The 15,258-nt window shown below is 35.6% G+C and carries 18 protein-coding genes; 17 read left to right on the forward strand and 1 reads right to left on the reverse strand.

Features of this window, described 5'->3' with window-relative positions:
• Positions 1 to 46 precede the first annotated feature (46 nt).
• The 6 genes from I0Q91_RS01150 (at position 47) to I0Q91_RS01175 (ending at position 4,613) form a co-directional block, all read left to right on the forward strand.
• On the forward strand, positions 47 to 793 hold the full coding sequence (locus I0Q91_RS01150) for a M48 family metallopeptidase (protein ID WP_270452319.1): 747 nt from the start codon (positions 47 to 49) through the stop codon (positions 791 to 793).
• A 29-nt stretch (positions 794 to 822) separates the two neighbouring features.
• A complete protein-coding gene (locus tag I0Q91_RS01155; protein WP_270452320.1) occupies positions 823 to 1,056 on the forward strand; it encodes a hypothetical protein in 234 nt (77 codons plus the stop codon).
• Between the two features lie 95 nt (positions 1,057 to 1,151).
• On the forward strand, positions 1,152 to 1,820 hold the full coding sequence (locus I0Q91_RS01160) for a potassium channel family protein (protein WP_270452321.1): 669 nt from the start codon (positions 1,152 to 1,154) through the stop codon (positions 1,818 to 1,820).
• 24 nt (positions 1,821 to 1,844) lie between these two features.
• Complete coding sequence (locus I0Q91_RS01165) at positions 1,845 to 3,146, forward strand: chloride channel protein (protein WP_270452322.1); 1,302 nt, start codon at positions 1,845 to 1,847, stop codon at positions 3,144 to 3,146.
• Positions 3,147 to 3,353: 207 nt separating this feature from the next.
• Positions 3,354 to 4,001 (forward strand): L-fuculose-phosphate aldolase, encoded by a 648-nt coding sequence (locus I0Q91_RS01170; RefSeq protein WP_270452323.1) that lies wholly within the window; start codon positions 3,354 to 3,356, stop codon positions 3,999 to 4,001.
• 18 nt (positions 4,002 to 4,019) lie between these two features.
• Positions 4,020 to 4,613: a hypothetical protein gene (locus I0Q91_RS01175; protein WP_270452324.1), complete on the forward strand. Its 594-nt coding sequence runs from the start codon at positions 4,020 to 4,022 to the stop codon at positions 4,611 to 4,613.
• Here the strand turns inward: I0Q91_RS01175 and I0Q91_RS01180 are convergent.
• Complete coding sequence (locus I0Q91_RS01180) at positions 4,610 to 5,986, reverse strand: MFS transporter (RefSeq protein WP_427854489.1); 1,377 nt, start codon at positions 5,984 to 5,986, stop codon at positions 4,610 to 4,612. The two genes, I0Q91_RS01175 and I0Q91_RS01180, sit on opposite strands and share 4 nt — an antisense overlap.
• Positions 5,987 to 6,267: 281 nt before the next feature.
• Between I0Q91_RS01180 and I0Q91_RS01185 the strand changes: the two genes are divergently transcribed.
• The 11 genes from I0Q91_RS01185 to I0Q91_RS01235 all read left to right on the forward strand — a co-directional run bounded on the left by I0Q91_RS01185 (position 6,268) and on the right by I0Q91_RS01235 (position 15,256).
• A complete protein-coding gene (locus I0Q91_RS01185; protein WP_345790928.1) occupies positions 6,268 to 6,609 on the forward strand; it encodes a response regulator in 342 nt (113 codons plus the stop codon).
• 112 nt (positions 6,610 to 6,721) lie between these two features.
• A complete protein-coding gene (gene flgB / locus I0Q91_RS01190; protein ID WP_270452327.1) occupies positions 6,722 to 7,117 on the forward strand; it encodes a flagellar basal body rod protein FlgB in 396 nt (131 codons plus the stop codon).
• A 1-nt stretch (position 7,118) separates the two neighbouring features.
• Positions 7,119 to 7,565, forward strand: a complete 447-nt coding sequence (flgC, locus tag I0Q91_RS01195) for a flagellar basal body rod protein FlgC (protein WP_270452328.1) — start codon at positions 7,119 to 7,121, stop codon at positions 7,563 to 7,565.
• Positions 7,566 to 7,582: 17 nt separating this feature from the next.
• Positions 7,583 to 7,882, forward strand: coding sequence for a flagellar hook-basal body complex protein FliE (fliE, locus tag I0Q91_RS01200; RefSeq protein WP_270452329.1), 300 nt, complete (start codon positions 7,583 to 7,585; stop codon positions 7,880 to 7,882).
• Between the two features lie 19 nt (positions 7,883 to 7,901).
• Complete coding sequence (gene fliF, locus I0Q91_RS01205) at positions 7,902 to 9,473, forward strand: flagellar basal-body MS-ring/collar protein FliF (protein ID WP_270452330.1); 1,572 nt, start codon at positions 7,902 to 7,904, stop codon at positions 9,471 to 9,473.
• A 15-nt stretch (positions 9,474 to 9,488) separates the two neighbouring features.
• Positions 9,489 to 10,496 (forward strand): flagellar motor switch protein FliG, encoded by a 1,008-nt coding sequence (gene fliG, locus I0Q91_RS01210; protein WP_270452331.1) that lies wholly within the window; start codon positions 9,489 to 9,491, stop codon positions 10,494 to 10,496.
• Positions 10,489 to 11,262, forward strand: a complete 774-nt coding sequence (locus I0Q91_RS01215) for a FliH/SctL family protein (protein ID WP_270452333.1) — start codon at positions 10,489 to 10,491, stop codon at positions 11,260 to 11,262. Before fliG ends, I0Q91_RS01215 begins: the two co-directional genes overlap by 8 nt.
• Positions 11,249 to 12,559 carry a flagellar protein export ATPase FliI gene (gene fliI, locus I0Q91_RS01220; protein ID WP_427854492.1) on the forward strand — a complete coding sequence of 437 codons (1,311 nt, stop codon included), beginning with the start codon at positions 11,249 to 11,251 and terminating at the stop codon, positions 12,557 to 12,559. The genes I0Q91_RS01215 and fliI overlap by 14 nt, the downstream gene beginning before the upstream one ends.
• Before the next feature lie 23 nt (positions 12,560 to 12,582).
• Positions 12,583 to 13,017 (forward strand): flagellar export protein FliJ, encoded by a 435-nt coding sequence (fliJ, locus tag I0Q91_RS01225; RefSeq protein WP_270452337.1) that lies wholly within the window; start codon positions 12,583 to 12,585, stop codon positions 13,015 to 13,017.
• Positions 13,018 to 13,043: 26 nt separating this feature from the next.
• Positions 13,044 to 13,574: a MotE family protein gene (locus I0Q91_RS01230; protein WP_270452338.1), complete on the forward strand. Its 531-nt coding sequence runs from the start codon at positions 13,044 to 13,046 to the stop codon at positions 13,572 to 13,574.
• Positions 13,575 to 13,609: 35 nt separating this feature from the next.
• Positions 13,610 to 15,256, forward strand: coding sequence for a flagellar hook-length control protein FliK (locus tag I0Q91_RS01235; RefSeq protein WP_270452339.1), 1,647 nt, complete (start codon positions 13,610 to 13,612; stop codon positions 15,254 to 15,256).
• Positions 15,257 to 15,258 lie beyond the last annotated feature (2 nt).

Below are 15,258 nucleotides of genomic sequence, written 5' to 3' on the forward strand. Positions count from 1 at the left end.
TAAATTCTGCTCGAAAACAGGTATAATGTTATTGAGGTGAAAATAAATGTTTAAAAGAATATATATACCTGTTTTGGTAATGCTGGTTTTAATTGCTCCTTTTCTAATCGGCCACAGGGTTGATGCCACTTCTTCATATGAACAGGCTGTTGCTGAAGAAAATCTGGAGCGGTTACATGAAGAGTATGATCTAAGAAAAATGGAAGATGGAGATTTTGAATGGTATGTGCTGGATAATCTTGCAAGACAGGCCAGGGCAGATGGTGTTGATTTAGAATTTAGTCTCCACTATGCAGATAGCGAGGAAGTAAATGGGCTCTACATTGGCGATGGCAATATAGTTATCTTTGCAGGTCTGGCAGATCTTTTAGATGAAGAAGAACTGGCGGCCCTGATAGCCCATGAGATGGGTCATGGTGTTCATGAACATTTAGAGGAGAATTTAAGGAATAATTTAGGTTTATTTGCCGGGAGGTTCTTATTAGATAGGCTTTTTGGTGAAGAAGCTGCTTCGTCTGAGTTTTACCAACGTTTCGTAGGTCTGGCTATGAATCTTATGGATAGAGGTTTTTCTAGAGAGCAGGAGAGAGAAGCTGATATTTATGCTGTAGAGTTATTGCATAGAACTTCTGAATATAGTACTGATGGAATGATTAGGCTTTTAGAAACCTTAGATGATTTAAGGGGGAGAAGAGACCCTCAGATACTTGAGCTCTTTAATACCCACCCTTATCCAGAAAATAGGCTTGAATATACCAGGGAAAGGATTGCTGAGCTTGAGTCAGGAAATTAAACAACTAATTTAATAGGAGGTTTTTAATTATGATTGGATCTTTTAATGCAGTTGGCGTATTTCAGTTAGTTATAGCAGTTGTTATATTTGGCTTGATCTGGTATTTTTTTAAGAAAAAAAGATTGATTTCTGATGGCACAGATGATGATAAAGCTAGAAGTAAAGCCAAAGATTCTGCAATTCAGGCTTCTATTATATTCTGGGTCTTTTTTATAGTTAATGAGATTGGGCTATTCAGTTATTTATTTGAGTTAATAAGTTAAAATAACTGTGAAGTTTTTTAGATTATAGAGGAGATTACTATTTAATATTGAAATAAATATCACGATGATAAAATTTAAATGAAGGAGTGTTATTATTGAAGATAATTATTGCTGGTGGAGATAAGAGTGGGCAGAATTTAATTAAATTATTTTCTGAAAAATCCCGCTTTAAAATTACTTTAATTGAAAGTAATCCTAAAAAGTGTGAATGGATATCTGAGGGTTATCCTGATGTTGATATCGTCTGGGGAGATGCCACCCATCCTAATGTATTAAAATCAGCTGAAGCAGAAAAAGCTGATGTTTTTATTGCAGTTATAGGTGATGATAAATCTAATATTCTGGCAGCTAAAGCAGCTAAAAAAATGGGGATTCAAAAAGTCATGGTTAAGGTAACAGGATCTGAATATAGAGAGCTTGCAGAGCTGATGGAGTTTGATGATGTGCTGGATCCAGCTGAAGCAGTTTCAGCTGAAATTATTACGAGACTGCAGGGTGTAGACTTTGTAAATTTAATTCAGGATCTTCATTTGGATGTAGAATTTACTAAAATCAAGGTTAAAGATTTAAAAGGAGCTGAAGGCAAAGAATTATGTGATTTCCCAGGTTTATTTGAGGACCTGGCATATCCTATGTTTGTTGTTAGAGATGGTAAGTATTTAATGCCAAATGAAATTGACTGTTTAGAGATTGATGATACAGTAATTTATATTATAAAGAAAAAGCAGAAGAATAAAGGTGGAGGACTTTTAGGTTTAAGATAAAATATAAAAAGGCAGGTCTAATTTATGAATTTGAAACTTGATAAGGTAAAGAAGGATACCATAGAGTCGCTTCAATATATAATTAAGTGGACTTTAATTGCAGTTTTAGTTGGGCTGATTGTTGGTTTAGCGGCAGTAGTTTTTACTGGTGCATTAAATATAGGTATTGATTTATTATCAGGCTTATCAGGTACCTGGTGGGTTTATATAATGCCGATTTTTGGACTGTTTATGAGTGGCTGGCTGACATCGACTTTTGCCCCAGAGGCGGCTGGACATGGAACTGATGCAATTATAGAATCATATAATGAAAACTGGGGTAGAGTTAATTTCATTGTTGTGCCTGTTAAATTAATTGCCTCTGTATTTACTATTGCCTTTGGTGGTTCTGCAGGTAGAGAGGGGCCAACAGTTCAGATGGGTGGAGGTCTCGGCTATTTAATTGGCAAAAAGTTAAAGCTAAGTCTGGTAGACACCAGGAAGATTGTAATTTGTGGTATGGCAGCTTCCTTTGGCTCTATCTTTACAGCACCTCTGGCTGGAGGTATTTTTGGGGCCGAAGTTCTGTATCGCGATGATATTGAGTATAATATGCTATTTACCAGTCTGGTATCCAGTATTACAGCTTACTTTTTATTTGCAATTGTTATGGGTCAGGAAAGGTTATTTAAGTTTCCTATTCCATCAGGTTACTCCTTTGTTCCAGAAAGGGATATTCTCTTGTTTGTTGGTATAGGAGTTATTGTTGGACTTATAAGCCTGGTATATATAAAATCACTCTATGGCTATGAGGAGATAAATGAACATATTGAATTACCAACCTATGCCCAGACTGCAATAGGTGGAGCTTTAACTGGTCTAATGGCTGTAATTGCTACACCATTAATACTGGGTACAGGAATGTCTCTGGTTGAACAGATTTCAGTTAATGGTGGCTTTTCACTTGGACTATTATTTATGTTATTAATTGGTAAGATCCTTGCCACGTCATTTACTATTGGTTCTGGAGGTAGTGGAGGAGTTGTTGCTCCCAGTTTAACTATTGGTGCTATAACTGGTGCAATTATCGCCAGGGTCATTAACTTTGATTTTCCTCTGGCTATAATAACAGCAAGTGCTGCCGGTGTTTTAGGTAGTGCTGCTCATATTCCACTGACTACTTCGATTTTGATAGCAGAAATATTTGGGATTGAACTAATAATCCCAGGTACAATAGTGTGTTTTGCTGGAGCCTGGATTGCCAGAAGTGATACTTTATATAGAGAATCCTATGTTAGCCGGTTTGAGATGGCAAAAGTATTGCATCATTTTGGGAGTGAAAAATAACTTGAATTTTAACCCTGCTAAGATTATTTTAGTGGGGTTATTTTTTTGGAAAAACTTTGTGAAAAAAGTTAAGAGATACTACTTGGTAACCGTCGGGTAACCGTCAGGTCCAATTAGAAATTAATATATTTTGCTAACCTTTTTGATTTAATTTATTTAATTTATGATATAATTAGTTTTACTTATAGTTAAAAAAGGAGAGATAATATGTTATTGGAGAAGGCGAGAAAAGATCTGGTTAAGTATGGTATGAAATTAGTTGAACATGACCTTACTAAGGGAACTGGAGGCAATCTAAGCATCTATGATATAGAAGAAGGCTTAATGGCTATAACTCCTAGTGGTATTGCTTATAGTGATATGGAACCTCTTGATATTGTAATAATGAATTTGGATGGCGAAGTTGTTGAAGGGGATAAAAAGCCATCAAGTGAAGAGGCAATGCATCGATTTATATATAAAGAGAGGAGTAATATTAATGCTCTGGTCCATGCCCATTCGACATATGCTACCTCTCTTTCTTTACTAAGACAGTCATTACCTCCAGCTCACTATATGATAGCCCTGGCAGGTTATGATGTCCGCTGTGCCGAGTATGCTACCTATGGGACTGAGGAGCTGGCTAATAATGCAGTTAAGGCAATGGAAGGGCGTAATGCTGTACTCCTTGCCAACCATGGTCTTTTAGCTGGAGCCAGAGACCTTCCTAATGCTTTTAATACAGCAGAAGAGGTTGAGTTTGTAGCTGAAGTTTACTGGCGAGCAAAGGCTATTGGTGAGCCAGTTATTTTACCAGAAGATGAGATGGCTTTGATGGAAGAGAAGTTTAAAAGTTATGGTCAGGTAAAAAAATAGTTAAGTGAGGCGGTTTAGATGGCTGGTAAAATTAATAGTATAAATAATTTAGTTAATAATATAGTATCCAGAAAGACTGCCGAAAATAGAAGAATTAATGAAGATAAAACTGATAGTGAAAATGGTTATAAAAAGAAAAGCGGAGATGCTATTGAAGTATCTGAGTTAGGTCAGAAGTTAAAAAAGTTATTAAATTATCTTGAAAAAGAGGCTAGTAGAAAGGAAAGAATTGGATTTCATTTTATCATGGAGGAGTTTATTAATAGGCCTGATTCCTATGATATTATAAACTTTGTTGATAGTCAGTTATATTTATTAGAAAATAGACTTGATTATTTAGTTGAAGCTCTAAATCAGGCTTATAATTTAAAAAATGAAGGATTAAATCCTGTTCTCTGGTTAGGAATTTACTCCCGGTTGCTACAGGTTGAGATAGTCAATTTTATTTATGTTACATCATGGATCTTTAGGTATCAGGATCGGAATAAAAGAATCAAGAACCTTGTTGCTTACCTGGAAGAGGTCAGAAAAATTATTGATGAAAATAGCTTTAAGCCGATTAAATACAGGGCAAAATTAATTTATGAGAGTGGTAAAGAATATATAGATTAGTCTTCTTTATATCCAAGGTAACAGAGGAATGAACCGGCAAAGACAATGGCTGCAAGATATGAGGTTCCATAGATACCTGTCTGTGTTACCTGATCTATATCTCCAATTAGAGCACCTGCTATTGAAAAATCAGCTCCTCCACTGACTAATAGTAGTGGCAAAATACCAATGGAGAGTAAAAAAGCTAATTTTAAGAAGAATCCCTGGATACCAAAAAATAGGCCCTCAATACTTACCTTCTTTTCTGATTGAAGTCTTGAGGCAAGCTCACTTAACATTGCCGGTGGAAATATAAAGGCTGCTCCTGATATAGGTATCCCGAATAAAAAGAAAATTATAAAACCAGCATTTTCTGGCAATAATCTACCAACTCTGGTTAATGCGAGGGATAAGATTATAAGAGCTACAAGAAAAGCTAAGAGAGGTTTTTTATAGCCGATTTTATTTGCCAGACGATTTACAGGGTAAAAAGCGATTGCAGCACTACCAAATAGCAGGGCAGATGCTATTGTAATTGCAGTTGTGCCATACCCCATAATATCGACTACATAATAATTTATTGAACCTCTTAGAGTATTGAATCCTAAAAAGAAGAGGGTTAGGCCGGCAAAATAAAATAAAGTCGAGCGCTTATTTATGATTAGCTTTAAGGCTTTTTTGATCTTGATCGAAGTTGAGGCTGGATTACTGTATTTTTTTTCATTGACCATGGCAATAGTTATGATTATCCCGATGATCATAATTGTTGAGAGCAGGATAACCATTCTTCTAATTCCTATTTCTTCATTACCCTGGCCAAAGACTACTATTAGCCAGCCTGGAAGAATCATAGCTATTGCAGTATAGAGCAATCTAAAGACCGACTGCCAGGTTGAAAGATTTAATCGATCAGTTTTATTCTGGGCCAGATCAGGTATGAGAGCATTATATGGAGCACCCACTATTGTATAGAAGATAAAAAATAATGCTCCAATAATGGCCAGGTATATAAATCTAAATTGCTGGTCTGTTCCAGCTGGAGGATAAAAGAAAGCAACTGTAGTAATTGCTAGAGGTAACACTCCTGCTGCTAAATATGGAATTCTTCTACCAAATCGGGTTCTAGTTTTATCAGATAGGTAACCAATGGCTGGATCAGCGACCATATCTACGAATCTGGAGAGAATTAGTGCTAGAGATATTAAAACTGGGGGTAATACTGGAGATAATTGAGAAGCTTCCGGTGGCAGATAATAATATAAGACCCACTGGGCAAATATTTGATCTACAACGGCATAGCTGACACCAATGCCATAGAATATCTGAGTTGATTTAGGCAGATTATTTTTTATATTATTATTCAATTTAAATCCTCCTAAATGACTTATTTTCATAGAATATATAAATGTTTTAGCCTGATTATAAAATACCATATTAAATTATAATAAACAAGTTTTAAATATTAGGTCTAAATATCTATGAATAAATATAAAATAGTTTATCTATAAACTTTTAATTATGGCTAAAAAATGGTATTATTATATCAGTTATATTGACTGTTATGTACTATGTTATAAAAGTAATATATTGTATTTGTTTTAATAATTTTTGTAAGTTGTTTTTATGCATAACTTTAACTTTGAATCTGTCGGAGGTGATATCTTTGAAGACTGTGATGATTGTTGATGATGCGGCTTTTATGAGGTTGAATTTAAGAAAGATATTAAAAGAAGACTATGAAATTATCGGAGAGGCTGAAAATGGGAGAGAAGCTGTTGAAAAATATCAGGATTTAAAACCAGATATAGTAACTATGGATATTACAATGCCTGAGATGGATGGTTTGGAGGCAATTAAAGCTATAAAGGATATAGATCCAGCCGCCAATATTGTTGTTTGTAGTGCAATGGGTCAACAGAAAATGGTTATAGAAGCTATTGAAGCCGGTGCGAAAGATTTTATTGTTAAGCCATTTAAGAATGAGAGAGTAATAAATGCAGTTAAGAAAATCAGTTGATTTAGCACTTCAGTCTTAATATAGCCTTCTTTTTCAATACTTATTACTATTTATCTATATTTTTGTTATAATAAGGGGTATCAGTTAAATTCTTAAGGTGGTGTTAGTGGATATGAATAGAGTAATGCAAATTCTTGAGCAGGGTATTGATGGAGCAAGCAGGAGACAGAACCACATTAGTAATAATATTGCAAACGCAGATACACCTGGATATAAGAGACAGGATATAGATTTTAAATCTGCTCTAAGAAAGTTGGCAGAACCTGGACAGGGGTTATCACTTTCTAAGACAAGAAATAATCATTTAGCCGGAAGGACAAAATCTAACTCCGGTCTTAATTATTTTAAAGAGAGGAATACGAGTTTTAGGGTTGATGGAGGTAATGTTGATATTGAACGTGAGATGGCCGAAATGGCTAAAAATAATGTTTATTTTGATACATTAGCTCAACAACTGGATGCAGGTTTTAATCGGATACATAGTGTTTTAGATAGGAGCGGTGGTTAATATGTTTAATAATTTCAATATTAGTGCTTCAGGGTTAACTGCTCAGCGGACAAGAATGGATGCTATCTCAGATAATATAGCAAATGTTAATACTACCAGAACACCAGACGGGGAACCATATCGCAGGAAGATGCCAGTTTTCAATGCAAGACAGTCTGATGGTGGGTTTTCTAATATGTTTAGAAGCCGGATTGGCTTAGGTTCGACTTCTGAAAGGCAGGGTGTTGAAATTTCAGAGATTGCTGAAGATCAAGCACCTTTTAAGACAGTTTATGATCCTGGTCATCCAGATGCCGATGAACAGGGGTATGTTGAGAAGCCTAATGTTAATATTACAATGGAAATGGTTGATATGATAGATGCTTCAAGAGCTTATGAAGCAAATGTAACAGCACTTGATACCAGCAAGAATATGGCTATGAGAGCACTTGATATAGGTGGAAGTTAATAAGGGGTGAAGAAATTTTGATTGAGCCAATTGGAAGTAATTTGAATATGTTGTCTTTAGATTCAAATAAGATCAATACAAGTAATCGGAATCCTTCTGATGATTTTGGAGATTTAGTTAGGGACAATTTGCAGCAGGTAAATAACCTAGAAAAGAATGCAGATAATTTGACAACTCAATTTGCTTTAGGAGAAATTGATGATATACATCAAGTAACTATAGCTACTGAGAAAGCTAGAATGGCCTTAAATATGACTCTAGGGGTTCAAAATAGACTTGTTCAAGCCTATGAAGAAGTCATGAGAATGCAGATATAAGAGAAAGAGGTAGTTTAAGATGGTAGAGAAGCTGAAGGAGTACTTTAATCAGCTCAATGAATTAATAGGAAAACTTGATACTAAAGCCAAAGTGATTATTGGTATTGTGACAGGGGTTGTGCTAATTGGCCTCTTATTTTTAATTTTTAGTGGGACCGGGCATAATTATCAGCCATTATTTCAACAGCTTTCCTCAGAGGATGCTAATGCTATTGTAGAAGAACTTGAAGCTAGAGGGGTCAGTTATAGGTTAGCTGATGGTGGCAGAACAATTATGGTACCTTCTGATGATGTACATAATATGCGACTGCAGATGGCTGGTGAAGGCCTGCCTCATCAGGGGTTGGTTGGATTTGAGATCTTTGATGACACCCAGTTTGGAACTACTGACTTTGAAAGAAGAGTTAATCTTTACAGGGCAATGGGAGGAGAACTTTCCAGGTCTATTCAGAATATGAACTCTATTGAGTTTGCAAGAGTTCAGATAACTGCACCTGAAGAGAGCCTTTTCATTGATGAAGAATCTCCTGCTAAGGCTTCTGTTATGCTTCAGCTTGAATCAGGTGTTAGACTAACTGATTCACAGGCTCGTGCAATAGGCAATCTGGTTGCAAGTAGTGTCCCGGATCTTTCACCTGAGAATGTAACTATTGTTGATACAGCAGGTAACCTTTTGACTCCTAATTTTAGTGATGATGATTTTTCATCAAGGGAGATGACCTCGAACCAGAGAGAAACTGAACGAGATTATGAAGAAGAACTTAAAAGACGCCTAAGAACAATGTTAACCAGAATTTTAGGTCCAGATAATTTCACTGTTCAGGTTGCTGCTAGAATGAATTTTGATCAAAGGGAAAGAGAATCTGTTACATATTTACCGGTTGTAGATGATGAAGGAATTCCCAGGAGTACTCAGGAATTAAGAGAGGTTTATTACGGAGGTACTCCAGGTGAAGGTGGTGTACCAGGAACAGAAAGTAACATTCCTGGATATATGGAATTAGATGATATGGAAGATGATTATTATGAGCGGACTGATTCAGTTACAAATTACGAAATAAATGAGATTGTTGAGCGAGAAGTTTTTGCTCCAGGAGATTTAGAGAGGTTATCAGTATCTGTTATGGTAAACGATGAGATGCCAGAAGAAGATTTAATGATATTACAGGATGCTATTCAGGCTTCTGTAGGCTTTGATGGCGATAGAGGCGATTCAGTTAATGTTTCAAGCCTTGCATTTGATGATAGTCTGGAAGAAGAAATGGCCCAGGCTCGACAGGTTGAAGAAGAAGCTGAAAGGCAGAGACAACTTTTATATGCAGGTTTGATAGCTGGAATAATAATATTAACCCTGATAATTATCTTTATTTTAAGAAGAAGACTAAAAAAAGGTGAAGAAGCAGCCCTCCAGGGAAGTCAGGTTGATATGACAGTTGGAGACACTGAAGATGATGATATAGAACTACCAGCCCATGAGTTAAGTGACGAAGAAAAGAAGATTAGAAAAATGAAAAGTGAGCTGGATGAGATGGTTGATGAACAGCCAGAGGAGATGGCAGAATTATTAAAGAGCTGGCTTTTAGATGATTAAGGAGGTGAGTAATGGATGCCAAGAAGAGAAATGAGTGGAAGGAAGAAAGCAGCAATATTATTAGTTACACTGGGGCCAGATATATCTGCAAATATATTCCAGCATTTATCTGATGATTTAATAGAAGAACTGACTCTAGAAATAGCTAATATGCAGAAAGTTGATTCTGAAATAAAAGATGAGGTAATCGAAGAATTTTATCAACTGGCCAGGGCCCAGGATTATTTAGATCGTGGAGGCATTGAATATGCCCGTGATGTTTTAAATAAAGCTTTAGGCGAAGATAAAGCAAGGGATATTATCGGCAGATTAACAGCCACTCTCCAGGTAAGGCCATTTGATGCTATAAGGAAAACAGACCCTTCTCAACTTTTGAATTTTATTCAAGGAGAACACCCCCAGACTATTGCTTTGATTCTGGCTTATCTGGATCCTGATCATGCTTCTCAAGTTATGGCATCATTACCTCAGGAGATCCAAACATCAGTAGCTAAAAGAATTGCAATAATGGATAGAACTTCACCTGATATTATTAAAGAAGTTGAAGATGTTTTAGAGCAGAAATTATCATCTATAGTTACTAATGAATATGCCAGTGCTGGAGGAATTGAATCTATAGTGGACATTCTTAATCAGGTTGATCGTGGAACTGAAAAGAATATTTTAGATAAACTTGAAGAGAATGATCCTGAATTAGCAGAAGAAATTAAAATGAGAATGTTTGTCTTTGAAGATATAACTGTACTGGATGATCAGGCTGTTCAACTTGTTCTTAGACAGGTTGATACAAATGACTTGTCTCTTGCACTTAAAACTTCCAGCGATGAGGTTGAAGAGAAAATATTGTCCAATATGTCTAACCGGGCATCAGAGATGTTGAAAGAAGATATGGAATTTATGGGGCCTGTTCGCCTTAGAGAGGTTGAAGATGCTCAGCAGCGTATTGTAAATGTGATCCGGGAGCTTGAAGAAAGTGGAGAAATTGTGATTGCCCGGGGTGGGGAGAGTGAAGTAATTGTCTAAAGTAATTAAATCTTCTCAGATCACCGGCGAATATAAATTGAGTGATAAAAAGGCATTGGAGAAAAAAAGAAAGAAAGCTAAAAAAATGCGCCGTGAATTAGAAAACAAAAATGAGGAGATAAAATCAAAGAAAGAGGAGATTCTCTCCAGAGCAAGAAGTGAAGCTGAGGAAATAATAGCTGAAGCTCAGGAAGAAGCAGCCCTGATAATTGATAAGGCAAAGGACAAAAAGCAAGAAATTTATAATGAAGCCAAAAAAGAAGCTAAGGATCTTGGTTATGAAGAGGGTTTTAGGGAAGGCCAAAGTTCAGGTGAAGAAATAATAAAGGATGAATTAAAGGTTCACCTTGATTCTTTACATAAAATCTTAGCTGATACTGAGAATAGGATTGAGAATGAACTTAATAGAATTCCTGTAAAAGTTGCTGATTTATCAATAAACATTGCTGAAAAAATTGTTCAGGCTAACCTTGACTTAAATCCAGATTTAATATTACCAATAGTTAAAGATTGTTTAAATCAGGTAGGGATCAGGCATAATCGTGTTGAAATAAGAGTGAATCCTGAACTTATAGACATCATAACTGACATTATCGAAGATTATAGCGGTAAATTTGATCTTGAAATAATTGGAGACAGTAGCTTAGAACCAGGTGATTGCTTAATAGAAACAGATTTTGGTGGCAAAGATGCCACATTGTCTAATAAGCTTAATCAGCTGAGGAAAGACCTGACTAAAGAGGTGGCAAATGGTGAAGCCACTTAATTTTGAATTACTTAAAAGCAGGACAGATGAAGCAAATATTATTAGTAATTTTGGTTATATTACCAGAGTTGTTGGTTTAATAATTGAGTCTCAGGGTCCTGAAGTTAGTATCGGTGAATTATGTGAGGTTAGAAATAAAAATAAAACAATTAAAGCAGAAGTAGTTGGGTTTGAAGATAATAAAGTTTTGTTAATGCCAATTGGAGATATGGAGGGGATAAATCCAGGGGCCAGGGTTATGGCTACTGGGGAAAAACTTAAAGTTGAAGTTGGCGAAGAATTGCTCGGTCATGTCCTGGATGGTTTGGGGCGACCTCAGTCAAATAATTTAGGTGCACTAACTGATTTAGATGAAGTTCCTGTAAATAATACCCCGCCAGATCCATTAAATAGAGAGAGAATTTCAGATGCCTTAAGTCTTGGAATTAGGAGTATTGATGGTTTACTGACATGTGGTCGAGGTCAGAGAATAGGTATTTTTGCTGGTAGTGGCGTTGGTAAAAGTACTCTTTTAGGAATGGCTGCCAGAAATACTGATGCCGATATAAATGTTATTGGACTTGTTGGAGAAAGAGGTAGAGAGGTAAGGGATTTCATTGAGAGAGATCTTGGCAAAGAGGGTCTTAAAAGGTCTATAATAGTTGTTGCTACATCTGATCAACCTGCTTTAGTAAGGTATAAAGCTGCTCTTGTTAGCACAGCAATTGCAGAGTATTTTAGGGATAAAGGAAAAGATGTTCTCTTGATGATGGATTCAGTCACTAGAGTTGCCATGGCTTTAAGAGAAGTTGGACTGGCAACTGGAGAGCCACCGGCAACTAGAGGATATCCCCCTTCTGTATTTGCTCAACTGCCTAAACTGCTGGAAAGGACTGGTGCAGGCTCTAATGGAACTATAACTGCACTTTACACAGTATTAGTTGAAGGTGATGATTTTAATGAACCTGTTTCTGATACTGTTCGAGGTATCTTAGATGGACATATCGATTTATCCAGGGAACTGGCTTCAAGAAATCATTATCCAGCTATAGATGTTTTAAGTAGTGTTAGCAGGGTTATGCCAGATATTGCTGAAGAAGAACATATCCAGGCAGCTGGCCAATTAAAGAAAATGCTTGCTGATTACAGGGAAGCAGAAGATTTAATAAATATTGGTGCATATGAAAAGGGTAGTAATCCAGAAGTTGACCAGGCCATTGAAAAAATAGATGTAATCAGAAACTATTTGCAACAGGATATTAATGAAAAAACTGATTTTAATTCTGCTGTTAATAGGTTAAAAGAAATTGTTAAATAGTAAAATTTGTGAGGTGACCGGCTTTGAAAAATTTTGATTTTAAACTTGAAAAGGTTTTGAATGTAAGAGAAATTGAAGAAGATTTAGCTCAAAACGAGTTAATTAAAGCCCGTCATGAATCGAGAAAGATAGAAAAGAATCTAAACCATTTAAATGAAATTCAGAATGAAACTTATCAATTTTTAAGAAAAGATAATAATAATCCAGCTAAATCTTTACAGGCCAGACGCTATTTAAATATTAATCGTACAAAAATAAATAAAGCAAAGAGAAAGTTAAAAAAACAGGATGAAATTGTTGAAGAGAAAAGGGAAAAAGTTGTAGAGAAGACTCAAAACAGAAAGATGTTAGAAACTTTAAAGGAAAAGGCTGCTAATAAGTTTTATCGTGAATCACTTAAAAAAGAACAGAAAGAATTAGATGAACTAGCAATCCAAATGTCAGAAAGTAGTATTTAATATAATTATAAAGGGAGCAAAAGAGGATGAAAAGATTTGTTTTAGTAGCAGTAATAATAACTATATTATTAATCGCAGCAGTTATTGCATTAAACTTTTTCGGGATTATTTCCTTAAGGAGTTATGCAGAAGATATTCTTTTTGGCCTTCCTTTTTTAGAAGATTACTTAAAAACAGGTGAAGATTATAATCTGTTACAGGAAGAGCATGAAAGCCTCCAGGCCGAATATAATGAGCTGGAAGAAAGGTATAGTTCACTAGAGTCTGATTATGAAGAATTACAGGGAGAATATGATAATCTTCAGACTGAATTTGCAGAATTAGATGAGATGTACTCCGAGCTTTATGATACTGAAATGAGTCAGCAGGAGAGGCTTGATAAGCTCGTTGATATATATTCTTCAATGGATTCAATGCAGGCAGCTAATATATTTGAAAATATGAATAGAGAGTTAGCTGTGGCAATTTTAGGTCAGATGGAAGATAGAGATGCAGCTCAACTCCTTGAGAATCTGCCTTCAGATTTAGCGGCAGAATTGTCAGCGGAGTTAAGATAGATATATTGAGCATTTTATATGAAAGGGGGTGAGATATGGCGATGGCGTTTGCTATATTAAATAGCTTAGGGCAGATGGACAATATAGAAAAAGCAGTTGATCAGGGAAACATTAATCTCGATGATATTGAAAAAACAGATTCTAATTTCTTAGAAAGGTTAAATGAGCTACTTGGATCTAGTGAGATTGATTCAGATTCCTTTGATGCTGATAATGTATTGAGTCTAGAGAAAAGTATTGAGGACTTAAAGGAAATGCTTAAGAAAGAGGATATAAGTGAATCAGAGGAAGCTGCATTACTTGTTCTATTAAATCAGTTAAAACTTTTAGATATTGAAGTCCCTGAAAGTGTCGAAAGGGATATTCAGAATGAGTCATTAATGGTATTACTTGAAAATCTTGATCAGTTAAATATTGAAGAGGTTATATCAGAGATTGACCTGGATGGATTAGCTGATATTACTGACCTTGATGAATTGCTATCTATTGAATTATCAGACCTGGATCTTGAAAATCTTGATAATGATTTCATGAAATTATTACAGGATTATTCAAAAGATAATGATATTGGATTCAAACTCTCTGATTTAAAGAGTCAGGATGCATTTTCAGCTAGAATACTTGAAATAATTTCTGAACAAGAGGGAGAAGAGATTCTTGCAAAAATAAAACAGGAGTTTGCTGCTGAAGTTAGGGCTATGGAGATTTATATAGATAGTAATACAGAGGATAATTCAATTTTAGAAAAATTAAAATTTGAAGCTGATAGAATAGTTTTTGAAAACCGAGGGAAAGATTCTGAGCTTTCTGAGATGGCTAACTCAAAAGAACTTGACTTGAATGATATTCTAGCTGATAATAGTAAAAACTTTTTAGAATCTGAAGAGTTTAAACTTGCTAGAAAATTAAAAGCTACTAAATCTGATAGTGATGGTGAAACAGCAAAGTTAGTTAGTAAAGATGTTGTTTTTAATGATATCAATGACGAGGTAAAGCTTAGCTCCGATGAGAAGATTGATAATTTACTAAGGGCGATGATTGCAGATACCGAAAAGGTTGATGGTTTGGCAGAAAATGATCAGAGCCAGTTAACTGGATATGATTCATTTGCTGAATTAATAGCTAATAGTTCTGGGAATAGTTCTGGCACAGAAACCATAGAATTAGGAGCCCAGTCTTCATTTGGACTAGATGAGCCTGTTATGGAGCAGCTGATTTCAAAAGTTGAGCAGTTTAATCAGATGGGTACTAACCAACTTGAAATGGAATTAGAACCATCCTGGCTTGGCCGTTTAAGATTAAATGTATCAGTTGAACAGGGTGAGGTGATGGCAAGGTTTCTGGTTGATAATAATTTTATCCGTCATGAGTTAGAAAATAATATCGGTTTATTAAGAGGTTCTCTGGCAAGACAGGGCTTTAATGTTGAACAGATAACTATTGAAACTAGAGATCAGCAGGCAGGCTGGCAGGAAGGAGAAAACCAGCATTTTGCTGATGATTTTCATGATCAGGAATATAACCAGGATGACTCATCTTTTAGATTTGATCAAGAAGAACTTGCATATTTTAAAGAAAATATTGATGAATTAAAAGGGGTAAATCCTGAAAAAATTGATCCAAGAATGCGTAGATGGTTAAGTATGAAGCAGTATTACAATAGCATGAATTTACTTGCTTAAGG

Source organism: Halonatronomonas betaini, assembly GCF_015666175.1.
GTDB classification, from domain to species: domain Bacteria; phylum Bacillota; class Halanaerobiia; order Halanaerobiales; family Halarsenatibacteraceae; genus Halonatronomonas; species Halonatronomonas betaini.